The organism is Methylomagnum ishizawai, from assembly GCF_900155475.1.
Taxonomy (GTDB): Bacteria; Pseudomonadota; Gammaproteobacteria; order Methylococcales; family Methylococcaceae; genus Methylomagnum; species Methylomagnum ishizawai_A.
The window spans coordinates 753931-776213 of the sequence record NZ_FXAM01000001.1 but is presented as its reverse complement, the minus strand read 5'-3'; the positions used below and the strand labels follow the sequence as shown (position 1 = coordinate 776213).

Sequence of the window (22283 nt, the reverse complement as noted above, 5' to 3'; positions counted from 1 at the left end):
CGCGGGGTTGCGCTGTGTGCGAAACCCCGAGCGGACCCCGCAGAATCCGAACGAGGTTATTGTCGTGCCGGTCGAGGAGGTGGATATGGTGGTGGAGAGGAAGGGGGTTGTGACTAGGTATGTTGGAGAGCCCGACGATGAATGATGGGATCGCGCTTCCATGATGGATTCCCCCTTCATCATCCCCGAACCCGGCCCGGATCATCCCGCGAATTGGTATCGCCGCTGCCTGGAATACCCCGAGCATGTCCACTTGAAGGACGGCGAGCCGCACATGGCTTTCCTGCTGCGGACCGATCCCCTGTTCGAGTCCGACCGGCGCATCCTTGGCGCGGTCCACTTGCCCCGCGTCCAGGGCAAATTGAATCGGGTGTTCCTCTGGATGGTGGAGCGCATGTTCGGCGCGATGCCGGACTTCCTCGTCGTCCTGGACGGGGAATATTGGACGGCGGCGGATGACCGGCACAGGGAAATCCTGATATTCCACGAGTTGAGCCATTGCGTCCATGCGACCGATGGCGACGGGGAGCCCCGGTATGACGACGAGACCGGGCGGCCCATCTGGAAGCTTACCGGCCATAGCGTCGAAGAATTCACCTCGGTGGTGCGGCGGTATGGGGCTTGGAATGATGAGTTGAGGGAGTTTGTGGGGGCGGCGGGGGTAAGGGTTGATCGTGGCCAAGGACGTTGACTGGGATTCGGTGGAGGTTCAGTTTAGGGCGGGGGTGCGCCCGCTGCGGGCGATTGCCGGGGACTTTGATATTACCGAAGCCGCTATCCGTCAGCGGGCTAAAAAACATGGATGGGTGAGGAATCCGGCCTCGCTCAAGCGGGAACGGGTTAATGCGCAGCTTGCCGCTGGTTCGCAGGAGGCTTCGCAAGAAACTTCGCAAAGGGTCGCGTGCGAAGTGGATCGCGAAGTCCAGGCCGATGTGGAGGATATGGAACGGGGTGTCCGGGTGAATCGCTTGATCTTGGAAAAGATCGAGGAGGATTTGCCGAAGGCCAAGGGATTCAAAACCTATAAAGCCGCCGCCGAAGCCAGTAAGACCGCGATTGAGAATATCCGCCGGATTCGCGGCTTGGATGCCCCGATGGACCTGGGCGCGATGACCGACGAACAACTCGCGGCCCTGGCGAAGGGCAAAGCCCCGGCATGAGGATTCCCCTTTCCGTCCGCGCCCAGGCCGAATTGGAGCTGAGGCGGCGCAGGCGGGCGAGGATCGAGGGCGCGGACCTCGCCAAGCCCATCCCCGAAGGCACAACCTTCCGCCAATGGTGCGAAAGCCTCGCCGCCCAAGGCTTGAAAGTGGACGGCCATCCCTTCCGCCTGGACGACCGCCCGGCGATGGCCTGGATTTACGACCAGATACCCAGCACCGAAGACGAGGCCTACCGGCTGGTCCTGGTCCTGATGAAGTGCGCCCAGGTCGGGTTCACGGTCATGGAGATGCTGGCGACGATCTACCTCGGACTGCGTTTCGGCCCGGCCACGGTGGGCCTGTTCCTTCCCGACATGAAACTGGCCGGCTTGAAGTCGTCCGAGCGGTTCATGCCCCTGGTACGCTCGGCCCCCGGCATCCACAAGCTGATGACGATGGACGCCCCGGACGGCTCCGGGCGCAAAACCGGCGAAGGCAACGTCTACACCCGCCGCATCGGCGAGGCCATGTTCGTGTTCTCGTGGACCTCGGGCAAGGCCACCACGGAATCCATCCCCATGGATGTCCTGGCCTTCGACGAGGTGCAGGAAATGACCTTGGAGCAAATGGAGAAGACCCTGGAGCGCCTGTCCGCCTCCGATGTGCGCTTCGTGCTGATGGGCTCCACGGCGAACTGGCCGGATGCCGATATCCACCATTGGTACAAGCGGGGGGCGCAATACCGGTTCCATACCGCATGTCCGCATTGCGGCGCGGCGCGACCGCTGGACGACTATTTCCCGGCCTGCATCCGGTGGGTGGAAGCCTTGGACGCATGGCGCTACGTGTGCGGCAACCCAGCCTGCGGGACGGTCATCGCGGACAGCCAACGTGGCGAGTGGATCGCGGAAAATCCCCTGGCCGATCCGACGGTCGATTTGTCGGTGCCGAAAGCGGATAGGCCGCTCCGAATCCGCTCCATCCATTTCCCGCAATTCCTGAGCCCCACGATTTCGCCGGGCGACATCATGTTCGCCTACAACACGGCGACGGACCTGAAGAATTTCTTCAACCGCAAACTGGGGAAGCCCTACCTGGACCCGACCCAAGTACCGGTCACGCTGGAACACCTGGAGCGGTGTGTCGCAGCGGGCCGCGCCGCCGGGGTGGTCTGGAAGACGCGGGCGCGGGATACCTTCATGGGTATCGACCAAATGGGCAACTTCAATGTGGTGGTCGTCAAGGAGCGGATGCCCGATGGTCGCCAAGCGGTGGTCCATGTCGAGGAAATCTACTCCGCCGACCCGTTCGGGCGCTGCGACGAGTTGATGGAGGCCTACGGCGTAGCCGTGGCGGTGGTCGAGATCAACCCCAACTACAACGACGCCAAGCGCTTCGCCAACCGCTGGCCGCGCCGGGTGTTCATCTGCGATTCGTTCGGGCAGATCGCGGAAGGGATGATCGCCTGGGGCGACGCGGCCGGCCTGGATTCGTCCGACCGGCGTACGGACGAATCGGAGCGCGACCGCTATACCCTGCGGATGGACCAGTACAAGTGCATGCAGGTTTCCATGGCGCGGTTGACGGCCAAGACCCCGCTATGCCTGTTCCCGGACCCGCAAGGGCTGGTCCAAGAGGTGGTCGAGAAGGGCGTCCGCCAGACCGTGGCGGTATTGCCGCGGGCGTTCCACCACTTCACCAAGACCGCCTTGGTGGCCGAGAAGGACGGGGAAACGAACAAGTACCGGCGGGTAGTCAAGAAGGTCGGCATCGACCCCCATTTCAGCTACGCCAACATGCTCTGCGACGTGGCCTGGGCCAGGAGCCACGGGACCGGCATGTTCATCCTGCCGGAGGCGGAACCGATGGGCGAGCAACCGAAGGGCCAAGTCCGGGAGGCCATGGACGCGATGTCGAATACCCTGCCACCGACCGTCCAGGCCATGTTGAGCCAACTGGACCTTCCGGCGGGCGATCTCTGCGGGCGCTGCGGGCACTATGGCGACAAGGCGCGGGAAAGCGCGGCCTGTGGCTGGCGGGGATTCCAGGTCCGGGCGCGGGACCGGGGATGTGGGTTTTTTGTGAGAGATGAATAATGCACCGAAGGAGCAAGCATGAGCCATAACCGCCCAAGACACCGTCCCCCGTCCGAATCCGGCTTGGCCCGGCCCAAACCAATCTCCAAGGGGGCTACGGGGATTCCCGTGGACCCCGCGCCCGAAACTCCCGTCCACGTCCAGATCGCCGCCCAGGTGCGGAGCCTGCGCCGCATCGGGTACGACCATGGACGGATTGCCGAGCGGTTGGGGTTGGATCGGGAGGAGGCAATACGGTATGCGGGATGACGCTGGGCTGGTTCGGGGCTAGGCGGTTTGGCCGGAGCTTGACCGTTGGGCGGGTGTGGGATTATTGGGCAGCCTGCGCCGCTTTTGGACATAACGCCCGTTATCCGCAGGGGCGGTGTTAGACGCTGGCTTAAAACCATGCTATTTGGGATGATAAGATACTTTGATAAATATGGTTAAGTTAATAATAACTTTATTATCCATAATGGCAATGCTCCCTTGCCTTGCGTATGGATGTAAAATAGGCGAACTCAGAAGTCATAAAGAAGTTGATCCAGAAGAGTATATTTTCATTGGAAAGGTTGTTGGGTACACAAGTATTGATAATGCAGTATGTGGTTTTGATAATAAATGCTATAAATCTTATGGGATGCGTGTTGAAATAGTTCAAAGCTTTTTTCTTCCAAATCCAAAAATCAGCCAAGTTGACTTATATTTTTTTGGGCTATCTGCCATGTGTTCAAGGACGAATTCAAATAAGTTTAGCGAGTTTAATATAAAAAATAATTATATTGGAGAATTTATTAAAATTGCAGCTAGACCTTTATTATCAGAACCTTTATCTTTAACGCAAAGCCATCAATTGAAGACAAATGACCCTTATAGTATTTTATTGGATGGTAGTGACTGGGTAGATGCTATCATAGTGCCGATTGACAATGAAGCTAATTCATTATCATATAGAGACCATGATTTCGACTATACGCTTTCATCTTATACAAACAAAATTAATTTTGAAGTTAAGTTTCAAATCCGCAAAGACCTAGCAAGGTTATATAAATCAACATCCGAAGCGGAAGCAAAATTTATCCTCAATCGAATGGCGAATTTCACAGAATTTGACCGAATGTTTGGCGATGACTTTTTTATTAAGCTTTTAAAACGTTATTTGCACAATCAAAAAACGATCTCAGATTTAGATAACAAAAATAAAAAAGCCATCTTCAATGAAGAACATAATACCGATAACTAATCGTAGTAAATTGTATAGAAGTGCAATTTGAATTAATAGTTCGACCCCAGTCTAACTAGACGTTACATAAAAAATGATTCATGTCAAAACTCAGGAATTTTGGCACAACCGGGCAAGCCAGATAATTCAAGGGCTTGGCCGTGCCATAACCCAGGGACAAAACCCAGGGCGCATTCCGCGCCCTTTTGTTTATTTTTATCCGAGAAGGAGCGCACGGATGCGCGACGACCCCCGGTAGACCGTAGAAGCATCCGAGAGCCGATGTCCAGGAGCGGTTGTTCCACTGAGGGATTCCCACCGCAAGGACGCGGCCCCGCCCGCCAGGTCGTGACATGACACTGGGCGCATGACGCGCCCACCCGACCCCCCCCAATCCGTAGCCTTCGACGACCGCGCCCCGCCCGGCGAGCGACGTGACGCCCTCGGCGAACTCCATCGAACCTACGCGCCCACCGCCGGCGACCTCGCCAAAGGGCTTTCCAGCCCCGACAGCATGCAAATCCTGGTGGATTACCTGCGCGAACAGGCGGTCCGGCAAGAATTGCTGAAAGCCGCCGCCCCCGTCCGCGTGCCGTTCCCGAGCGAGAACGCCCAGGGCGTGCGGATGAAGTCCGTCCGCCTCGACGACTGGCAAATCGGCATCCAGGGCGAGTATTACGACCGGCCCTCGCAACTCGGCTTCGACACCCTGCGGGCCATGGCTGCCCAGCCCCCGATCAGCCTCATCATCCAAACCCGGTTGAACCACGTCCGCCGCTTCGCCCGCCAGAACGACAGCGGGGAGGGGCCGGGTTTCGCCATCCGCCACCGCGACAAGGACCACAAGCTCACCGGCCCCGAAAAGCAGGGCATCGGACTCCTATCCCGGTTCATGGCGAATTGTGGCTGGGAATTCGATCCCCGCGCCCGCCAGCGCATGGGCCGCACGTCGCTGGGCGACTTCATGGCGGTGAGCGTCCGGGATAGCCTGACCCTGGATTCCGCGCCCATCGAAACCGAAATGAAGCGCGATGCCCGCCTGGGGATGGATGGGTTCTATGCCATCGACGGGGCCACGATCCGGCTCTGCACGGAGGCGGGCTACCAAGGCCACGACGAAATCTTCGCCCTCCAAGTCATCCAATCCCGCATCCGCTGCGCCTACACCCATGATGATTTGATCTACCAGTGCCGGAACCCGGTATCGAACGTGGCCTCGGGTGGCTACGGCCTGTCGGAGGTGGATTTGTTGATCCGGGTGGTGACGGGGTTCTTGAACGCGATGAACCTCAATATCACCGGGTTCACGGACAACGCGATTCCGAAGGGATTGCTGCAAATCTACGGGGATTTCGATAAGCAGGACATGCTGGCGTTCAAAACCTATTGGAACGCCATGGTCAAGGGGATCAACCAGAAATGGACCCTGCCAGTGCTGGCCGCCAAGGATAAGGAATCCGGCGCGACCTATACGCCGCTGAATGCCGATTTCAACGAGATGTACTTCTCGAAATGGATGACCTTCCTCACGGCCATCTCGTGCGCGATCTTCGGCATGTCGCCGGACGAAATCAACTTCGAGTCGTTCAGCTCCCGCAATGGTGGTATCGGCAACGGCAACGATACCGGGGAAAAACTGGCCAACAGCCGGGACAAAGGGCTGATCCCGCTCCTGCGGTTCTACGAGGACACCTTTTCCGATTTCATCCTGCCGACCTTCGATGAGAAGTATGTGTTCCGCTGGACCGGCCTGGACGAGGAGGATCGGCAGGCCAAGCAGGAGCGGCAGAAGCTCTACCTGACCGTGGACGAGATGCGGGCCCAGGACGGTCAGGATAAGCACCCCGACCCGACGATGGGCGCGGCCCCGGTGAATCCCAATTTGATGGGGCTGTATGTGCAGATGCAGCAGGCCCGGCAGCAGCAGGACTCCCAGGACTTCGGGGAAGGGTTCGATGAGGATGGGGAGGGCGAGCCGGACGAGGGCGCGGACGGTGGTGCGGACGGTGGCAAACAGCCGCCCAGGCGGCCCGTGGCGGGCGATCAAGGGGAGGATGAGGGAGGGGGGCAACCGGGTGGGAATTCCGCCGGAAAGCCCGGATTTGCTGGCAAAAAGGGTGGTGCCCAACAACCGTCGGGCGAACCCATGGGCAAGAGTTTTGGCATGACGGTTTATCGGATCGAAGTATGAAGACAGCGCAATCCACCCCCACAGCCCTCCCCGGCGACGAACTCTACTTCCGCCACCCCGAACATGGCGTCATGCCCGGCAAGGTGTTGTCCGCCGGGACCGCTGGCTGTGTAGTCCACCACGCCAAGGGCAAGCGCCGGGTGCCGTGGGAGGATGTCCAGGGCCACCGCAAACGGGCCGAACACGCCCTCAAGGTGGTGGACCGGGGTGAGGATGGTTTCCTGGCCGAGGATAAGCGCGGGCGGCGGGTGTTCGTGCGGCATGCCGAGAAAGAGGGCGGCGACAATGGGGGAAAGGCGATGATGAAGGCTATCCCGATCCTGTTCCTGAAATCCCACGTCAAGGGCTATATCCGTGGCGATGGCACCTATGTCCACGAGTACGACGACAAGCGGCAGAAAAAGCTTGAGCCGCCTCGCGGGTCCAAACTCGGCTACGGCACGCACAACATCGAGCCCGGCGATACCCTGCATTTTGGCGATGGCGGCATGTCGGGGCGGGTGCATTCGGTGGGTGAACAGGGCGCCACGGTCCACGACGAGCGCGGAGGCATTCACAAGGTCGAGTGGCACGATGTTAAAGGGTTTAAGGCCGGGAATGGTGGTGGTGGCGGATCGAAGCCCCCCGCTGATCCCGGTAATGGGGGCAGAGATAAGTCGCTGTTCGGGGATGTGAGTGATTTACCGGAAGACGCATTCCAACCACATAACACCGAAAACGAGTTGTATGCCTCGGCAGAAAAAGCTCTTCCAAAATTCAAAAAGGCATTGGCAAACGTGGCGGAAATTATAGGGGGCAAAGTTTCTGGAAGCGTCGAGGAGGCATTGGGCGCTAAAGGGCCAGCGATAGTGGTTGCTCCATTAAAGGGTAAGGAGCGGGCTAGGCAAAAGGTCCGAGCCGATTACGCCGGGAAGTGGAAAAAACTCCGCGATGTTCTTAGGGCTTCAATCAAATGTGACACGGTGGAAGAACTTCATAAGGTTGTGGAAGGCTTGAAAGCCTCAGGCATCCAATTAGCCAAAGCCCCGAAGGATAGATTCCAGCATCCAACGCCGGAAGGTTATCGGGACGCCCTGTTGATCGTAAAAGTTCCAGGTTCGGATATGTTGGCGGAAATCCAGCTGCATCTGTCACATATATTGGCGGCGAAAAGCGCAGGACATGAACATTATAATGTGATTCGCGATATTCACGCCAAGTATGGGACGGATACTGGGCTAGAAGATCATTGGCATGAAGAGGATAAGTCTAGGTATAGACATGCTCAAAGCGAATCAAAGAGGCTATATGCGGAAGCCTGGGATAGGGCGAAAGGTTTGAAGCAAAACCTTCAAAAGTCTATAATGTTGTTGTGTATTCTGAAAAAAGGCAAACGAAAATGGTTTTCATAGAAAACGAAGGTGCATTATTCCGTGGTCCATCCCGTAGCAACCCCACTGAGGTTTATGTGGGTGGCGGGAAAGGTTGGATTCCCTATGCGGATGCCGGGAAGGAAAAACCGATTAGCTGGGGGTATATTATCGATGGACCGGAAGTTAGGAAGATGATGGAAAAAATCGACGCAGAGCGCGATTAGAAATCCTGGTGCTTAGGTCGTGACCGTACCCTTGGGCCATGATCGACCCCGACACCGCCACGCTTCTCGACATTTCCACACTCACGCCCGCGCAAACCGACGCGGCGCTTGAACACATCTACAAGGCTATCTCCGATGAACCGCCCGGCGGCGACATCTGGGAGCCGCACCACTCGCCGTTCCTGCGCGATCTCATCGAGCGCTTCACCCGGCGCGGCCTGATGCAAATCGCCGGGCTACAGGCCGAACTCGACCGCTGGCTCAAGTTCGAGCCGCACCGGCCTGGTACCCGCGCCCCGGTCGAACGGCCCGGCCTGATGGGGCGCTGGAGCCGGGCCGAACTATCCATCGCCAAGCTTTACCTCGAAACCCTCCCACCCCAGCGCTTCGCCCTAGATGACTGGATGCTGGTGGTGGATTACCTCTTTCAGCGCTACCTCCCGCACGATCAACTCGTGGCCGAGGCCGACTGGCTGGCGACGCGGGCCACGCTCATGGGGCGGGTCCAGGCCAATATGGCGAACATCACCGAACGGCAAGCGCAACGTCTCCTCGATGCCGACGCGGTGCGGCAGGCCCGACAGTTGGAAGCCACGAAGGTCCAGCGGGCCGTGCTGGACTATGGCCGGGCCAGGGCGGCGGAAAACATCGTCCAGTTGACCAACAACATGCGGAGCGCCATCCGCAAAACGCTGGTCGGGCACCAGGAGGCGGTCAGCCTGGGCAACAAGGCGGACGACCTGCGGGGAGAACTGCTGGACCAATTCGGGCGGTGGAACCGCGATTGGCGGCGGATCGCCGTGACCGAAACGGCGGAGATGCAGAACCAGGGCATGGTTGCGGGATTCCCGCCCAGTGCCCGGCTCAAACGGGTGGAGATGTACCGGGGGGCTTGTAGCGCCTGCCGCCGCGTGGATGGTCGGATCATGAAGGTGGTATCGCCCGATACCGTTCCGCTGGACGGCGAGACCATGATATGGGCCGGAAAAACCAACATCGGGCGCTCGGCCTCGCCCCGCAAGCGGGTGGGTGGTGTGCTGATAGCGCGAGAACCGGACGAGCTTTGGTGGCTTGCTTCTGGCGTCATGCACCCCCATTGCCGCGGCACTTGGCTCAAGTTGCCGGACGCCAAGCCCAACGACGATCCACAGTTCGCGGCCTATCTCGATAACCTGTTGAAACGGAAATAAGGAATCCAGGCCATGAAGATGCCTTTCCCCGACCGATCCCTACCCCTGCGGAAATCGATGGTGATACCCGTTTTATTCCTCAAAACCCATGTGCGCGGGTATTACCGCAATAATGGCGGCTATTGGTCGTCGCACGAGCGCAACGATAGGGGCGGTTTCGGTCATCCGCCGCCCCACGCGCGGTTGGCCCCGAATGGCAAGCCGTCGAATTTGAATGAGTCGCAGTGGAATCTCGTTCGGACGCCCGAGTTCAAGGTTTGGTTCGGGGATTGGGAAATTCCGGTAAAATCAGCTTATATTACTTCTTTGTCTATACCTGGGTGGCAGGGCGATTTAAAGATATTGCAAAATATGGCCCGGCGCGTATATGCCGAACGTTTGCAGGGCCACGAGATTCTAAACTTGGACATGAATCGGAAAATCCGATTTACTGCGGAGGGCAAGGGAGAATCTTTTTCTGGGATCAAAGCGCCAATGGATGCCCAAGTGGTGGAAAAATTGGCTCACTTGGTTCGTCGCGCCGTTTGGCTGGATAAGAATCCGCCAGATGCTAGACGGGTATCTGATACGGAGGCATTCCATACTTTCGTGGCACCATTAAAGGTTAATGGGAACCTTTATGCTGTGAAGCTGACGGTGCGGGAATCGTTAGCTGGACCGCCAGAAATGGCTAGATTGAAGCTTTATGATGTGGCTGTGCTGAAAAGCAAGGTGGAAGACCCGGTAGGACCGGGACTCGATACTTCAGCTAATCCAGCCGAAGTCGTACATCCCTCTCATTCCGGGTCTACCGTAACTATACATCGCCTTTTGTCCGTATTCAATGGGGTTAACCTAAAGCATGTGCCAAAGCTTTCAGGCGGCGTGGACGCCAACGGCGAACCCATGCCAAAGGCCATTTTGGAATACATGAGCCTGCACAAGGCCCAACCCACCGCAGCCCAAATCCAGGCCGGGAATTACAAAAAAGGGCATCGCCGCTTCCGTGGTCTAGACATCAGCATCGAGAATCCCGCCGGTTCCACCCGCTCCGGCACGGACCCGGACGGCCACGCGTGGTCGATCAAGATGAAACACGATTATGGATATATCCGGGGAAGCCTCGGCGTGGCCCCGGACGGCGACCCTGTCGATGTCTACGTCGGCCCGGACGAGGACGCCGAGAGCGTCTATATCGTCCACCAGCGCAAGGCCGGGAATTGGAAGGACTGGGACGAGGATAAGTGCATGATCGGCTTTCCCGACAAGGAAAGCGCCGTCGCCGCCTATCTGGGCCACTACGACGATCCGCGCTTCCTCGGCCCCGTGACCACGATGCCTTTTGCCGAATTCAAGGATAAGGTGCTCGACCATTCCGGGAGGCCCAAGATGATAAAGTCGATTCCCCTCCTGTTCGTCCGCGCCGCCGCATGAAGCTCGAACACGCCCGCGTCATCGCCGTCCACCCCGAAGGCCCGTCCATCGACTGCGTGTCGCTGCGCGATGGCCGCCGCCTGGTCGGGGTGCCGGTCTACAGCCTGGACGCCGCGTCCGACGGCGGCACCATCGATCTGCCCGCCCCGGTCTTGGGCCACGGCCAAGACCCGGCCACGGCCCCGCTCGGCCAGCGGGAGCGGGTGGCGCTCATCGCCACCGACCAACACGGGATGCCCCATTGCCTGGGCTTCCGGTTCCCGCCGGTTTCGCAGATGGCGTTCAAGGAAAAGAACCTGCGCATCCAGCGCCACGCCTCGGGCGTGTTCAGCGCCGTGGATGCCGCCGGGAACTACCAGTGGCAACACCCGGCGGGGATCAAGGTGCTGGTGGGCGCGTCCACCGAGTTCCGGGAGTTCCAGGGCCAGGGTTTCGACAAGAATTGGCATGTCCCGGCCTCCGGCACGCCGACCTACTTCCGCATCCAGACGCCCGCCTTCGACCTTGTGGTGAATCCGGACGGCACGGCCACGATGACGCTATCCAACGCCCTGACCATCGCCGCCGATGTGCATATCACGAAGACGCTGGTGGTGGATGGGGATGTCGTCCTCGGGGGCGTTGATGGTGGAGCCGAGATCGGCCTTCGCCACCACAAGCACGAGGGTGTCCAGATTGGAAGCAGCGATTCTGGCGGGCCCAAGCCGGGGGCGGGACTCTGATGTGGGCGGCCTGGGCAAGGGGCCGCGTCCTTGCGGCGGGGGTTCCTCAGTGGAGCGGGAGGGATTCCTGGCGCGGGATGCGCGCCGCCAGTTGGTGGAAGGCCTTGTCGCGGATGGCGAGCGCGGCGCTGCCTTCGCCCAGCTTGGGTTCGGCCACGGCGGCCATGGCTTGCAGGATGGCGGCGGGCAGCTCCCGCCGTGTCTCGTGGACCGGGACGTGCAGGGTTTGCAGCAGGGCCAATTCCAGGTTGAGGCAGGTCCACCACAGGCGGTAGGCCTGTCCGTGGAAGGCTTCCAGCAGGTTCAGCAATTCGTCGAGGCGGTCGGCGGGGATGTCGCGGACGTTGCCGACGCCGAACTTGGCCCGGAGGTGGGTGTGGATGCGGGGGCTGATCTGCTGGTTGGAGCGGTTGAGGTAGCGCCCCAGGCTGCGGGTGTATTCGCCCACCACCCATTGCGCGATCTCGCCCAGGGGCGCGGGGGCGGGCTGGGCCGCTTCGGGGTGGACATAGCGCCCGGTCTTGCGGATGGCCGGGAGGACTTCCGCAGTCACCCACTTCTTGAACTTCTTGGCCTCGGGCTTGCGGCTGGTGAGGATCAGGGAGTAGAGGCCGGATTCGTTGATGAGGGTCATTTCCTGGGGGCCGCCAGGGGTGTCCACATTGTGGACCCCCTTTTCATCGTCATCCAGGCGGCTGATAACTTGGCGTGGGTTGCCATGCTCCAGCACAGCACAAACGTCGTTGGCGACGAACCAGGGTTCACCGTCAACGATGATGACGCGGAGTTCGCGGGATTCTTGGAATTGGAAGGCTGTGGTAGGATTCATAGGGTGTTACCTACTTTTGAAGTGGTAGTGTTCATCACATCGAAGCCTCAAGTGGTTGCAACACTTGGGGCTTTTCTCTTTTCGGCGTCCATGCACTGCTTTAGTCGGACCACGATCTCCGCATTCAGAGATCGGTAGTTCCGGCCAGCTTCCGCTGCAATCCATTCCTTTAGGTCGTTTGGTAATCGCACTGACATTGACGGTGCCGACTTTGCGGTGGTCATGATTCGCTCCTTTATAGTGAACCAGAGTGGTTTATCGTAAACCACGACGGTTCATTCATGCAAGAACCATCGTGGTGTATTATTCGGGCATGAGTAGAGAAGCACCCCAAATGAAAATCCGCTTGCCCGAAGACTTGAAGGCAAGAATTGAGGAGTCCGCCTACCAAAACCGGCGCAGCATGAACGCCGAGATCGTTGCTCGGCTTGAGGCTTCGTATGCCCCCGCCGCGAGCGAGTTGAAAGAATACGCAAAGGATCAGGAGGAGCGCCTGGCCTCCATGCTTGCTGAAAAACTGAGGGCAGACTTCAAGCGCCTTGAGGAAGAGATACGGAAGAATCCAGTTGATCTATCCAAGCTTAAGCCCGGAACGCCACTGGTCATTGATGACCGCGAATAAAAAAGCCCGGCTAGACCGGGCTTTTTCATATCCGAACCGGCGCGGCGTCAATGCCCGCAAACCCAGCGTCGGGTCGTGACGCCATCCTACCCGCCCATGAGCATCACCCGCGCCGAACCCCTCGCCATAGGCAACGCCATCCGCCTATACATCGCGCCCCCGGTGGGCGCGTGGCGCTGGATCGTCCTCCGCAAGACCACCGACGACTGGCTGGCCCCGCCCGAAACCGGCGATTGGGGCGCGTCCAACACCTATGCCCCGAACGCCTTCTATGTCGGCGACCCGCTGCCCGTGGACCCCGCCGCCTCGGTCGTCTACGACGGCGACGAGCGGGCCGCGCTGGACTACCAAGCCCTGCTGAACGGCGTCACCTATTACTACCGGGCCTACTACTGGAACGGCGTCTTGTGGACCCTGGACGCCGAAACCACCGTTGCCACGCCCCGTGCCACCTTCCGCGATGCAACCCTGAATCCCGTCCTCCTGGTCCGCGACCGGTTGGACGAGGGGCTGGCCGTCTACGTGGCCCGTGGGGAACTCCTGCCGCAGGCCGGCACGCTGCAATCCACCCGCATCGACGTATTGACCGGCCCCCCGCAGGCCGCGCACACGCGCTGGCCGGTCGTGACGGTACAACTCCGGTCGGAGACGCCCGCCGAACACGCCGTCGGCCTGGATATGGGCGCCGTGTGGTACGTGGCGTCCGGCGAGGACGAATTCACCGAACGCACCGGCTGGCTGGCGAACGTCACCATCGAGGTGGGGGCATGGAGCCTCAACCCGGATGAGCGCGTGACCTTGCACCGGGCCTTGCGGGCGCTGATGGCCGGCAATGTGCCGGTCTTCGAGACCGCCGGGCTACAGGGCGCGGCATGGAACCCCGCCGCCGTGGAATACCTGGAAGGCGAGTTCGACGCCCCGGTCTATACCGTCGCCGGAACCCTGGCCGGCCTCGTGTTCTCGGGCATCGACGACGACCGCACCGGCACCGCCATCAACCACGTTTACACATCATGAGCGACGACGCAGACATGGCAAAGACTCTTCCTCCATCCCCCGAAGAACCCTCCGCCACCGCCGCCGGGCTGGTGGCATCGCCCCCCGTGCCCGCGCCGCCGCCGTCCACGGCGATGGCCCCGGAGCGGTTCGCCACGTCGCTGGACGAGGCGTGCCGGGCGCTATCCCGCCAGCACGCCCCGGAGGCGGTATCGGCCTTCTATGGCGCGGAAAAACGCGCGGGACGGCTGCGCGATACCGAAGCGGCGTATGGCGCCCGCTTCGATGCCTTCATGCAAACCCCGGCCTGAGCGAGAGGTAAGCCGACATGGCGTTTTTTTTTGACGGCCAGCTATACATAACCCCTGCCGTCGTTTCCAGGATCGACGATACGGCGCTGGCAAACCGCAATTTGACCGTCGGCAATGTGCTTGCCATCCTGGGATCGGCCCCGGCCCTCGAACCCAAGACCGCCTATCGCTTCGGCGGTCCACAGGACGCCATCGACGCGGGCGTGGACGGCGAGGCCCTGGTGGCGGTCACGGCCTGTTTCGACCCCAGCCCCGAAACCGGCGCTCCCGCGACCATCGTGTTCGTGAGCCCGGCCCCGTCCACCCAGGCGGCGCTGACGCTGTTGGACGCCGGTTCGGGCAACGCCATCGCCCTGACCGCGACCCGGTACGGGTTGGGCGGCAACGCCGACAAGGTGAAGGTCGAGTCCGGCACCCACAAGGGCAAGAAGATCACCACCCAGGTCGGGACCCGCTACTACACCCAGGACGACATCCACCGGGATGCGCTGTCGGTGCAGTACCACGGCGTGATGGCCGACGCCCGGCTGTCGGTGACGAATACCCAGGTCACGTTGGAAGCCCCCGTGGGCACGGCGGTGGCGACCATCGGCCTGAACGATTTCGGCACCGTACAGGCGCTGGCCGACCGCATCAGCGTGACCCCGGGCTGGCTCGCCACCGTATTGGACGGCAACGAGGACAAGCCCGCCCTCAATGGTTTGGATGCCCTGGCCAACCAAGCCCTGGCCTCCGCCACTGTCGCCAACGTCCAATTCACGGGAGGGGCGGCATCGGCGGCGATTACGATCACGGCCACGCAAATCGTGCTGGAAGCCCCGACGGGCACCGCGGTCGCCACGCTGGACCTCGTGACCGACAACCCGACCATCGCCGATGTGGTGGCGGCCATCGACGGACTGGGGGGCTGGACCGCTTCCGTATCGGGATCGCTCGGGGCGTTCACGGCCGCGTACCAACTCAGGACAACCCTCCAGCATGATGTGAAAACCTCGGCCTATGCGATCGTCGGTTTCACCCCGGTGACCGTGACCGGCGACCTACAGGCGTGCGTGGATTGGTTCAACTCGGGCAGCGAGGGATTCGTCAACGCCCGCCGCGCCGGCGCGTTACCCCCCGCCAACCAGGATTGGACCTACCTGGCCGGCGGCTCGGACGGATCGACCACCGTGCAGGATTGGACGGCGGCCTTCACCGCCCTGCAAGCGGAGGATGTGCAGTGGGTCGCGCCGCTGTCGTCCAACCCCGCGGTCTGGGATATGGCCGACGCGCATTGCGCCTACATGAGCAAGGTGGCGCGCAGCGAGCGCCGGAATTTCGTGGGCACCGCCACGGGCACCACGGATGCCGCCGCCATCGCCGCCGCCAAGGCGCTGAACTCCGACCGCACCGCGCTCGTCCACCTCGGGGCCTACCTCTACAACGCCAACGGCGCGCTGACGCTGTACCCGGCCTATGTCGCCGCCGCGATGATCGCCGCCGGCTTCGCCGGGCAGAACCCCGGCCAGGCCATGACCAACCGCGCCCTGAATGTCGAGGGCGTGGAACGCAAGCTGCGCGTGCCCACCGATACCGACCCGCTCATCCGGGGCGGCGTCATCCCGCTGGAAAACCGCCCCACCGGCTACTTTGTCTGCAAGTCGATCAGCGCTTGGCTCATCAACGACAACTACGACAAGGTGGAAATCTCGGTCGGCGCGGGCTACGACTTCCTGGCCCGCAACCTGCGCGAAGCCTTGCAGCCCATCGTCGGCCGCACCGGGAGCCCGTTCCGCATGGCCGACGCCCGCACGCGCTGCGCGGCGGTGCTGGACGAACTCTCGAAGCCCGAGCCGAACGGTATCGGCCTCCTGGTGGGCGATGCGGAAAACCCGCCCTGGAAAAACCTGCGGCTGGACCTTTCCGGCGATGTGCTGGCGATCCAGGTCGATGCGGCGGTGGGCATCCCGATCAATTACATCACCATCGTCGTCCACGCACGGGCCTATAGCGGCACGCTGGCCGCCTGAAGGGGGCAATCATCACCATGGCACAGACCAACCGCATTTTCCGCCACGCCAATACCCACCAGATTTTGCTGGACGGCAAACTCGTGGGCGGCTTCCGCTCCGTCACGCTGGACACCAATTTCGGCGTCGAGGGGCAATACCAGATCGGCGACATCGATCCCGTGGAAAACATCCCGAACCGCGCCGAATACCGGGTCAGCGTCGAACAGATGGTCCTGCGCCGGACCAGCTTGAAGGACCAGGGGCTGCAACCCGAGAACGGGGCGGCGGCGCTGCAAGGGGTGGTGTTCGACATCGTGGTCTTGGATAAGGAGACCGGGGAACCGTTGCTTGTCCATCGCGGTGCCACTTTCGAATCCGGCAGCGTCGATGTCCGGGCGAGCAGCGTCATATCGAGCCGGGCCAGTTTCCGCTGCCTCACGACCGCGGGCACCGGCCTCTAGCCCATGATGGATATGGAAGGCGTCAACAGCGTCCTGGGCGTCAAGTATGGGGTTGCCATCGCCGCCTTCTTGGGCGCGGCGGTGGCCCTCACGCTATCGCCGTTCCAGGGCCGGTGGGGCTGGGTGCCCAGCATCTCGTCCGGCTACCTCAGCGCCTGCTATTTCACGCCGCTGGTGACGGCCAACCTGGAAAGGCTGGTGGGTACCCATATCGTCGTCCCGCCGCATTCGGACCTGGGCGTGGCCTTCTTGATCGGCTTGGTCGGGCACAACCTTGCCCGGCGCATCGTGGCCGGTTCGGCAGTCTGGAGACTGCCGTCCAAGGGGGAGGGGCACCGTGGGCGCTGATTGGCTGCACATCGTCCTGGCCGAGGTCGTCGGCCTGCCGCTGATGGTCCGGGCCTTGGCCCAACTCAACCGGGCCGATGGGGGAACCAGTCCCATGATCCGCATGGCTTGCCTCCTGATGGCCGTGGGCGCGTTCATCATGGCCGCATCGCCCTGTTTCGACGGTTTCGCCCGGATTCCCTGGCACGTCTATCCGCTCCTGCTCGGCGCGTTGATCCACGGCCTCGTGGACCGCCGCCGGGCCGACTTCCACCCTTCAAATTCATACCTCGCATGGCCCAACCACAAGCGCAATTCTCCGACAGCCAATTCCTAGTCGCCCTGCCCGGCGTGGGCGATTTCATCTTCCGGCGACCGGGGTGGGGAGATCAGGCCCAGATGGAAACATTCGTCAACAACCTCGTGGGCTACAGGGTGCCCTCGGTCGGGCATGGCCGCATGGCCCAGGTCGCGGCCTGGATCGAGGTGTGCGCGGTGAAGACGCCGAAGGGCTGGGAGGGCCATGAGCGGTTCCCGCGCCGGGACAGCCGGTTCAACGCCAAGGTGTTGGAGCTTTGGGCGTTGATCGAGGCGCAGGAAGCCTTTTTTCCGCCGGAGGCAGGATGCCCAGGCGAAGCGGAAAGCCCTGAGACTGGCGGGGACGGCTGAGGTTTGGTTCCGGGCGTTCTACCGCGTCCCGCCCAATGATCCGCGTTTTCTGGCCCTTACGCCGGAAGAAATCCTCACCGAGTTCTACGCCCACCAATTCACCGAAAGGCTCAATGCCGGGCAGGGTATCGAGATTCACGAGGACGAGGATTTCGATGCGGATGCGCTAGAGGCGGAATTCGCGGAATTGGACCGCGAGGAAGGGGGATCATCCGGTGGGGAGGAGGATATGCCGGATGATTTCGAGGAGGTTTGAGTATGTGTTGGCCGGTCCGCAGGTATCGGATACCCCCGGACCGGCGGTATCCCAGGGAGCAAATCAGTATCCTGGGCACCACCGCCGGATAGGTGCTTGAGGCATGGTGGAACCCCGGCGGCTTGGCATCGCTGGCCCGGTGCGCCAGCGTCCTAGCCGACGCCCGCTATTGGTCGCGCATTGCGGCTATTCCCTACAGTGATATGAGAGCCGCTCTAATCGTGGCGAGAAAAAGCCGAAGCTCTGCGCCCGATGAGGTATAGAACGAAGGGCCAAAATGAAGTGTTGACGACGTCATGTAGGCTCGCGCTCCACCGCCAATACCCCAGGCTGCTAATGTCGTCGCGCATGTCCAGCATTTCACCGAGACAGGCGATGAACACGACGATCAGAAGAGGGTGGAACGCGCGTGTATGTTTGCCAATCGCCAGTGTAGTGACCCAATACACTGTCAGGCCGACGTAGATATGGAGCGCGTCTTTCGAGAGCCCGGTTGCGCTAACAATGGCAAGCTTGGCGGCTTGGACGAGGGATGTTTCCATGTGCCTAACGACCGAGTTCAGGGGGGGAGCGATAGCGGGGTCCCCTGGAACGGCCTGTGAGGCGAGGCCGATACCCCATGAGGAAAATCCAGGCTCCAGGCCTGCCATCCACCGGCATCCTGTTGATTACCCGATTGGGAAAAAGCATAACGTGAGTAAAAACAATCCAAACCAAAAACCAATCTCATAGGTTTCAAGAGCTGGCTGGATTTGCTTAATGGCTCCATAAATATGAAGTATGACCATTAAAGCCCAGATCGTAAGTAAGAGTTTAAAATAGAACGGTTGCACCAACGGGCTGTTCGCAGCCAAAATGCTAAATAACGCAACGGCGCCCCCCACGCAACCCAAACATCGCCCGAAGTATAGGGCTAAATCGGTTTGATTCGGAATCTCCCATCCCACCGCTTTTGCCCACTGAAATGGCCAGAGGGTGATAGGTATGGCAAAAGCCACCATAATCAACCAGCCCACGATTGATAAAAATTGGCCAGAATGGTCTCCAAAAATACCTATCATATTTTTTCCTTTCGGTAATTTTTAATGGGTATTGCTCTTGAGCGTGGATCGAAAAATAACCACAGCCCCTTTGCCAAAGCCATAGCTGGTCGTGATGAGACTGGCAAAGAGGTAGACTTCGAACACCTGCGACCAGATGCCGATCGAAGGCACTTGAGCGGCCATTGTAGGATCAAGTGCGGGGAAAATGGCTTGCAACAGAAACAGGCTGGAATTGGTGAATCCACCTACCACCATGGCCCAGCACACATGCCAGGGCAGTGGCACTTTAGCGGCATAAAACCCCAGAATTAGAGCGCTCATCAGCAGAAAATCGATGTGCGCCTGCAATAGCCTCATGAATTTACCAGCGAATATCACGTCAAGGTAGGGTGTTTTGTGATATAGCCCCACCATGCACCACGCCAGCAATAAAGCCATCAATATCCATAATGTAGCGCCCCGGAGCAATACGACATTTCCGGCATGTTTTCCATCCTGCATGTTGATCCCTTTAATGTGAAAACAAGTCTTCAAAACCGCTGACGGGTGGCGGAACCTTACTCATGACAGGGAAGGCTAAAAAACTAAAAGCCATCTAGCCCCGCCTCCAATGCCGCATAATCAAGCCCGCCAAGGGGTATCGGCGCAATAGCAGCGGACCGGCGATAACGACGCACGGGAAAAATGCGTCCCCCATATACGCCTATATCAAGTCAGGCATTGACGGGCAAAGTTTCGTCGAATTGCTCCGCTTCCATACGGCGGCGTCTTTCGTCAAGCAATTCGCCATCGAATATCCAATAATCCGAACCACTTGCGGAAGGTGTTTTGTAACCCAGACTATGGAGCGCCTTAAGGGCCGCCGCTGAAAGGCTAAGGGTTTCCCCTTGGAAGTCTACTTTTCCGCCATCGACTACCGTGGCGGTAAGCGTTTCATCCCGCGAGCAGGTAAGGACATCCCCAGGCTTGATGCCCAAAGCGTCGAGCTTGAGCCTGGGACGACGCGCCTTTGCCTTCTCAAGGGCGGCTTGTTCTTCCTTATCGAATTCGGCCACTCCGGGGGTGACTTCCGTAAAATCCCCGATGCTTATGGCAAGCACCACTTTTTCCGGGTCGATTTTAAAAAACTCCCTTTTTGGATTGACGCGGTTTTCCGAGAAAAGCTGATGGAGGGTTTTTTCCAGTTTGACGCAGTCATTGACTTCAGCGGCGAAATAACACTCAAACGGCAACGGAACACCTGAATGCGAACTGAGTTGGGCAATCCGTGTTTCCACGCTGTCGTTGGTTAGCCCGATTTTAACCATGTTAGGCATGGCTTCATTGGTAAGCACATAGATTATATTTGGCATGGGTTATGTGATGTGTTCGGAATAGGGGGCCGGAAGGGAGGCCAGCACCTCGCCCATCAAGCGCTTGAGGTCTGCGGTTTTCATGGTGGGTATGGGTTGGGTTTTAGGCTGGTTTAACCTGCTAGAATGCGGCGGGTATATATACATGTACACCCTATCGAACTTACGATGCATCATGATTTCTTCGTGCTTTCAGTTTGTGTGCTGCGAACTTTCTTCCAAAGCTCATGTTCTCCCATAAGGATTTTATCAAAGCGTTGATAAAAATCATCGATTTGACTCTCAGCGAGAACCCCTCCAGATTTTGCTTTGGCGTATTTAATATTCGCATCAAGATTCTGCAATGCCATCCAAGTATCTGTTTTTTGAACCCATAGCTCTCGTGAACGTAAAAACCCGTCCCAAGCCGCCACAACTGTAATACTTGCACTAGTTATAAGAGAAATTACTGAGAGTAATTTAGATTCATAACTTTGCCCAATTCCAATAAGAATAGTTGTAAGCGCAGATAGGGAGGCGGTTGCTAATGTATAGTAGAAGTAGTTCCGTCTATAGAATTTCCGGCTATCATCAAAGCTTAAAGCCTGTTTAGCAAGTTCATCTTCAAGATATTTCAGAGCTTCGTTTTCCGGCATATTCCAATGCGCCTTACTATAATAGCTAGCTAGCCGTCTAACACCCGGATTTGGAGTGCTATACGAATGTGTCAGTTAAAAGGCTGCAACACCCCCACCTCCCCGTCAACGTAAATATTCACATTGACACCAATCCAAAAATCCGCTTACGCTACCCCAGCCACGGTAAATTTCGCTGGCCGGGTTTAGCAGCCTGAGATTTCAATCGGTGCGCAAGCGCCTTCTTTGCCATGGGCGCTTTTTTTGTGCCTATGGTCCCATTCTATGGCGGGATGCGCTGGGAGATCGCGAGGTCTGCCGGTGTCCGATTGAGCCGGTCTGCTAACCCAGTGCATCCCGTCGCCATCTCGTTTAGCAGCGAGACGCGGCGGCTCCAAGTAGCAATCAATCGGAGCTTGTCATGAGCAACCACGCCCAAGGTGCGTCCGCACCCACCGTTTTTCCCTACACCACTACCGAAATCCGCGTTTTTGTCATTGAGGGCGAACCTTGGTTCGTCGCAAACGATGTCTGCGCCGTCCTCGAATTCGCCCACCCAGCCAGCAACCTGCGCCGTTTAGATGATGACGAAAAGGGAGTGCATACTATGCACACCCCTGGCGGCCCCCAGGAAATGACCCTCATCAACGAATCCGGCCTCTACTCCCTGATCCTCACCAGTCGCAAGCCCGAGGCCAAGAAGTTCAAGAAGTGGGTGACTGCGGAAGTCCTCCCGGCCATCCGCAAGACCGGGCGCTATGTCCACCCCGAAGCGGCCCAGCCCGCCCCCGCGCCCCTGGGCGAGATCGCGCAATGGGTGGTGGGCGAATACACCCGCAGCCTGGGGCGCTACCTCAACCGCTCCAACCAGCAGATCAGCCCCCGCATCCACACCCACCTCCGGGCCAAGTTCGGCGTCGGCAACGTCCGCGACATCCCCGCCGACCGCCTCGACGAATTGCTGAACCTGCTGGAAGCCTTCCACGGACAGGCCTACCGCCTGTGGTGGACCTGCCTCAACCTGGAATTGGCCCTGCTGCAAACCCTGCACGTCCCGGTCCACGAGACACGGCGGGAGCTGCCCGCCGCCATCCTGCAAGCCATGGCCGCCGTGGCCGAACCCAAGCTGGGCGAAGGCAGCGCCGCGCTCGCCATCCGCGACAAGGCCTTCCACCAACTGGCGGCGCGCATCCCGCGCCAGGAATCCCTCCCGCTCCACTGAGGAACCCCCGCCGCAAGGACGCGGCCCCAACCCCCCAATCCCCGCTTAAAATCCCACCC

The 22283-nt window shown here is 59.7% G+C and carries 27 protein-coding genes; 20 read left to right on the top strand and 7 right to left on the bottom strand.

The features are described from left to right. The first annotated feature begins 160 nt into the window (after positions 1-160). The 11 genes from B9N93_RS03445 (at position 161) to B9N93_RS03405 (ending at position 11531) form a co-directional block, all read left to right on the top strand. Positions 161-691, top strand: coding sequence for a putative metallopeptidase (locus tag B9N93_RS03445; RefSeq protein WP_085210912.1), 531 nt, complete (start codon positions 161-163; stop codon positions 689-691). Beyond that, positions 669-1160: a hypothetical protein gene (locus B9N93_RS24450; RefSeq protein ID WP_125468822.1), complete on the top strand. Its 492-nt coding sequence runs from the start codon at positions 669-671 to the stop codon at positions 1158-1160. Before B9N93_RS03445 ends, B9N93_RS24450 begins: the two co-directional genes overlap by 23 nt. Then, positions 1157-3238, top strand: coding sequence for a phage terminase large subunit family protein (locus B9N93_RS03435; RefSeq protein WP_085210907.1), 2082 nt, complete (start codon positions 1157-1159; stop codon positions 3236-3238). Before B9N93_RS24450 ends, B9N93_RS03435 begins: the two co-directional genes overlap by 4 nt. Positions 3239-3256: 18 nt before the next feature. Further along, on the top strand, positions 3257-3487 hold the full coding sequence (locus B9N93_RS03430) for a hypothetical protein (protein WP_125468821.1): 231 nt from the start codon (positions 3257-3259) through the stop codon (positions 3485-3487). Positions 3488-3659: 172 nt separating this feature from the next. Next, a complete protein-coding gene (locus tag B9N93_RS24445) occupies positions 3660-4460 on the top strand; it encodes a hypothetical protein (RefSeq protein ID WP_125468820.1) in 801 nt (266 codons plus the stop codon). A gap of 346 nt (positions 4461-4806) precedes the next feature. Continuing rightward, entirely contained in the window at positions 4807-6630 is a 1824-nt protein-coding gene (locus tag B9N93_RS03425) for a phage portal protein (protein WP_085210902.1), read from the top strand. Further along, complete coding sequence (locus B9N93_RS03420) at positions 6627-8021, top strand: nucleotidyltransferase family protein (RefSeq protein ID WP_085210900.1); 1395 nt, start codon at positions 6627-6629, stop codon at positions 8019-8021. The genes B9N93_RS03425 and B9N93_RS03420 overlap by 4 nt, the downstream gene beginning before the upstream one ends. After that, positions 8009-8206, top strand: a complete 198-nt coding sequence (locus B9N93_RS24440) for a hypothetical protein (RefSeq protein WP_125468819.1) — start codon at positions 8009-8011, stop codon at positions 8204-8206. Before B9N93_RS03420 ends, B9N93_RS24440 begins: the two co-directional genes overlap by 13 nt. A 38-nt stretch (positions 8207-8244) precedes the next feature. Then, a complete protein-coding gene (locus tag B9N93_RS03415) occupies positions 8245-9396 on the top strand; it encodes a hypothetical protein (protein WP_085210898.1) in 1152 nt (383 codons plus the stop codon). Between the two features lie 12 nt (positions 9397-9408). Next, entirely contained in the window at positions 9409-10809 is a 1401-nt protein-coding gene (locus B9N93_RS24435; RefSeq protein WP_125468818.1) for an LPD3 domain-containing protein, read from the top strand. After that, a complete protein-coding gene (locus B9N93_RS03405; RefSeq protein WP_085210894.1) occupies positions 10806-11531 on the top strand; it encodes a hypothetical protein in 726 nt (241 codons plus the stop codon). The genes B9N93_RS24435 and B9N93_RS03405 overlap by 4 nt, the downstream gene beginning before the upstream one ends. Positions 11532-11577: 46 nt before the next feature. Here the strand turns inward: B9N93_RS03405 and B9N93_RS03400 are convergent, their stop codons facing one another. Both B9N93_RS03400 and B9N93_RS26795 read right to left on the bottom strand, forming a co-directional pair. Beyond that, on the bottom strand, positions 11578-12360 hold the full coding sequence (locus B9N93_RS03400) for a BRO-N domain-containing protein (RefSeq protein ID WP_085210892.1): 783 nt from the start codon (positions 12358-12360) through the stop codon (positions 11578-11580). A 47-nt stretch (positions 12361-12407) separates the two neighbouring features. After that, positions 12408-12584: an Arc family DNA-binding protein gene (locus tag B9N93_RS26795; protein WP_085210890.1), complete on the bottom strand. Its 177-nt coding sequence runs from the start codon at positions 12582-12584 to the stop codon at positions 12408-12410. Positions 12585-12673: 89 nt separating this feature from the next. On the opposite strand from B9N93_RS26795, the gene B9N93_RS03390 reads away from it, so the two are divergent. From B9N93_RS03390 to B9N93_RS03360, 8 genes are all read left to right on the top strand, one after another. After that, positions 12674-12982 (top strand): Arc family DNA-binding protein, encoded by a 309-nt coding sequence (locus B9N93_RS03390; protein WP_085210888.1) that lies wholly within the window; start codon positions 12674-12676, stop codon positions 12980-12982. Positions 12983-13078: 96 nt separating this feature from the next. After that, a complete protein-coding gene (locus B9N93_RS03385; RefSeq protein ID WP_085210886.1) occupies positions 13079-13999 on the top strand; it encodes a hypothetical protein in 921 nt (306 codons plus the stop codon). Further along, entirely contained in the window at positions 13996-14289 is a 294-nt protein-coding gene (locus B9N93_RS24430) for a hypothetical protein (protein WP_125468817.1), read from the top strand. Before B9N93_RS03385 ends, B9N93_RS24430 begins: the two co-directional genes overlap by 4 nt. A 17-nt stretch (positions 14290-14306) precedes the next feature. Further along, positions 14307-16298, top strand: coding sequence for a hypothetical protein (locus tag B9N93_RS03380; protein WP_085210884.1), 1992 nt, complete (start codon positions 14307-14309; stop codon positions 16296-16298). Between the two features lie 17 nt (positions 16299-16315). Next, on the top strand, positions 16316-16741 hold the full coding sequence (locus B9N93_RS03375) for a hypothetical protein (RefSeq protein WP_085210882.1): 426 nt from the start codon (positions 16316-16318) through the stop codon (positions 16739-16741). A 3-nt stretch (positions 16742-16744) separates the two neighbouring features. Next, positions 16745-17089, top strand: coding sequence for a hypothetical protein (locus tag B9N93_RS03370; RefSeq protein WP_085210881.1), 345 nt, complete (start codon positions 16745-16747; stop codon positions 17087-17089). Further along, positions 17079-17405 carry a hypothetical protein gene (locus B9N93_RS03365; RefSeq protein WP_085210879.1) on the top strand — a complete coding sequence of 109 codons (327 nt, stop codon included), beginning with the start codon at positions 17079-17081 and terminating at the stop codon, positions 17403-17405. Before B9N93_RS03370 ends, B9N93_RS03365 begins: the two co-directional genes overlap by 11 nt. Continuing rightward, positions 17363-17737: a hypothetical protein gene (locus B9N93_RS03360; RefSeq protein ID WP_125468816.1), complete on the top strand. Its 375-nt coding sequence runs from the start codon at positions 17363-17365 to the stop codon at positions 17735-17737. Before B9N93_RS03365 ends, B9N93_RS03360 begins: the two co-directional genes overlap by 43 nt. Positions 17738-18208: 471 nt before the next feature. On the opposite strand, the gene B9N93_RS03355 is transcribed toward B9N93_RS03360, so the two are convergent. The 5 genes from B9N93_RS03355 to B9N93_RS24425 form a co-directional block, all read right to left on the bottom strand. Next, entirely contained in the window at positions 18209-18535 is a 327-nt protein-coding gene (locus tag B9N93_RS03355; protein ID WP_085216155.1) for a hypothetical protein, read from the bottom strand. A 126-nt stretch (positions 18536-18661) separates the two neighbouring features. Further along, positions 18662-19054 carry a hypothetical protein gene (locus B9N93_RS03350; RefSeq protein ID WP_085210876.1) on the bottom strand — a complete coding sequence of 131 codons (393 nt, stop codon included), beginning with the start codon at positions 19052-19054 and terminating at the stop codon, positions 18662-18664. 21 nt (positions 19055-19075) lie between these two features. Beyond that, positions 19076-19537 carry a hypothetical protein gene (locus B9N93_RS03345; RefSeq protein ID WP_085210875.1) on the bottom strand — a complete coding sequence of 154 codons (462 nt, stop codon included), beginning with the start codon at positions 19535-19537 and terminating at the stop codon, positions 19076-19078. A gap of 212 nt (positions 19538-19749) precedes the next feature. Beyond that, complete coding sequence (locus B9N93_RS03340) at positions 19750-20388, bottom strand: GIY-YIG nuclease family protein (protein ID WP_085210873.1); 639 nt, start codon at positions 20386-20388, stop codon at positions 19750-19752. Between the two features lie 173 nt (positions 20389-20561). Next, positions 20562-21023, bottom strand: a complete 462-nt coding sequence (locus tag B9N93_RS24425) for an SLATT domain-containing protein (RefSeq protein WP_125468815.1) — start codon at positions 21021-21023, stop codon at positions 20562-20564. Between the two features lie 400 nt (positions 21024-21423). Between B9N93_RS24425 and B9N93_RS03335 the strand changes: the two genes are divergently transcribed. Further along, positions 21424-22224, top strand: a complete 801-nt coding sequence (locus B9N93_RS03335; RefSeq protein ID WP_085210871.1) for a BRO-N domain-containing protein — start codon at positions 21424-21426, stop codon at positions 22222-22224. The last annotated feature ends 59 nt before the right edge of the window (positions 22225-22283 follow it).

What these genes read in the sequence shown, in the direction of transcription:
- B9N93_RS03415 (WP_085210898.1), top strand. Translation starts at nt 8,245, where the DNA reads ATGATCGACCCCGACACCGCCACGCTTCTCGACATTTCCACACTCACG.
- B9N93_RS24435 (WP_125468818.1), top strand. Translation starts at nt 9,409, where the DNA reads ATGAAGATGCCTTTCCCCGACCGATCCCTACCCCTGCGGAAATCGATG.
- B9N93_RS03445 (WP_085210912.1), top strand. Translation starts at nt 161, where the DNA reads ATGATGGATTCCCCCTTCATCATCCCCGAACCCGGCCCGGATCATCCC.
- B9N93_RS03435 (WP_085210907.1), top strand. Translation starts at nt 1,157, where the DNA reads ATGAGGATTCCCCTTTCCGTCCGCGCCCAGGCCGAATTGGAGCTGAGG.
- B9N93_RS03400 (WP_085210892.1), bottom strand. Translation starts at nt 12,360, where the DNA reads ATGAATCCTACCACAGCCTTCCAATTCCAAGAATCCCGCGAACTCCGC.
- B9N93_RS03380 (WP_085210884.1), top strand. Translation starts at nt 14,307, where the DNA reads ATGGCGTTTTTTTTTGACGGCCAGCTATACATAACCCCTGCCGTCGTT.
- B9N93_RS24430 (WP_125468817.1), top strand. Translation starts at nt 13,996, where the DNA reads ATGAGCGACGACGCAGACATGGCAAAGACTCTTCCTCCATCCCCCGAA.
- B9N93_RS24445 (WP_125468820.1), top strand. Translation starts at nt 3,660, where the DNA reads ATGGTTAAGTTAATAATAACTTTATTATCCATAATGGCAATGCTCCCT.
- B9N93_RS03385 (WP_085210886.1), top strand. Translation starts at nt 13,079, where the DNA reads ATGAGCATCACCCGCGCCGAACCCCTCGCCATAGGCAACGCCATCCGC.
- B9N93_RS03335 (WP_085210871.1), top strand. Translation starts at nt 21,424, where the DNA reads ATGAGCAACCACGCCCAAGGTGCGTCCGCACCCACCGTTTTTCCCTAC.
- B9N93_RS03355 (WP_085216155.1), bottom strand. Translation starts at nt 18,535, where the DNA reads ATGGAAACATCCCTCGTCCAAGCCGCCAAGCTTGCCATTGTTAGCGCA.
- B9N93_RS03350 (WP_085210876.1), bottom strand. Translation starts at nt 19,054, where the DNA reads ATGATAGGTATTTTTGGAGACCATTCTGGCCAATTTTTATCAATCGTG.
- B9N93_RS03345 (WP_085210875.1), bottom strand. Translation starts at nt 19,537, where the DNA reads ATGCAGGATGGAAAACATGCCGGAAATGTCGTATTGCTCCGGGGCGCT.
- B9N93_RS24425 (WP_125468815.1), bottom strand. Translation starts at nt 21,023, where the DNA reads ATGCCGGAAAACGAAGCTCTGAAATATCTTGAAGATGAACTTGCTAAA.
- B9N93_RS03390 (WP_085210888.1), top strand. Translation starts at nt 12,674, where the DNA reads ATGAGTAGAGAAGCACCCCAAATGAAAATCCGCTTGCCCGAAGACTTG.
- B9N93_RS03425 (WP_085210902.1), top strand. Translation starts at nt 4,807, where the DNA reads ATGACGCGCCCACCCGACCCCCCCCAATCCGTAGCCTTCGACGACCGC.
- B9N93_RS03420 (WP_085210900.1), top strand. Translation starts at nt 6,627, where the DNA reads ATGAAGACAGCGCAATCCACCCCCACAGCCCTCCCCGGCGACGAACTC.
- B9N93_RS03430 (WP_125468821.1), top strand. Translation starts at nt 3,257, where the DNA reads ATGAGCCATAACCGCCCAAGACACCGTCCCCCGTCCGAATCCGGCTTG.
- B9N93_RS03405 (WP_085210894.1), top strand. Translation starts at nt 10,806, where the DNA reads ATGAAGCTCGAACACGCCCGCGTCATCGCCGTCCACCCCGAAGGCCCG.
- B9N93_RS03370 (WP_085210881.1), top strand. Translation starts at nt 16,745, where the DNA reads ATGATGGATATGGAAGGCGTCAACAGCGTCCTGGGCGTCAAGTATGGG.
- B9N93_RS24440 (WP_125468819.1), top strand. Translation starts at nt 8,009, where the DNA reads ATGGTTTTCATAGAAAACGAAGGTGCATTATTCCGTGGTCCATCCCGT.
- B9N93_RS03360 (WP_125468816.1), top strand. Translation starts at nt 17,363, where the DNA reads ATGGCCCAACCACAAGCGCAATTCTCCGACAGCCAATTCCTAGTCGCC.
- B9N93_RS03340 (WP_085210873.1), bottom strand. Translation starts at nt 20,388, where the DNA reads ATGCCAAATATAATCTATGTGCTTACCAATGAAGCCATGCCTAACATG.
- B9N93_RS26795 (WP_085210890.1), bottom strand. Translation starts at nt 12,584, where the DNA reads ATGACCACCGCAAAGTCGGCACCGTCAATGTCAGTGCGATTACCAAAC.
- B9N93_RS03375 (WP_085210882.1), top strand. Translation starts at nt 16,316, where the DNA reads ATGGCACAGACCAACCGCATTTTCCGCCACGCCAATACCCACCAGATT.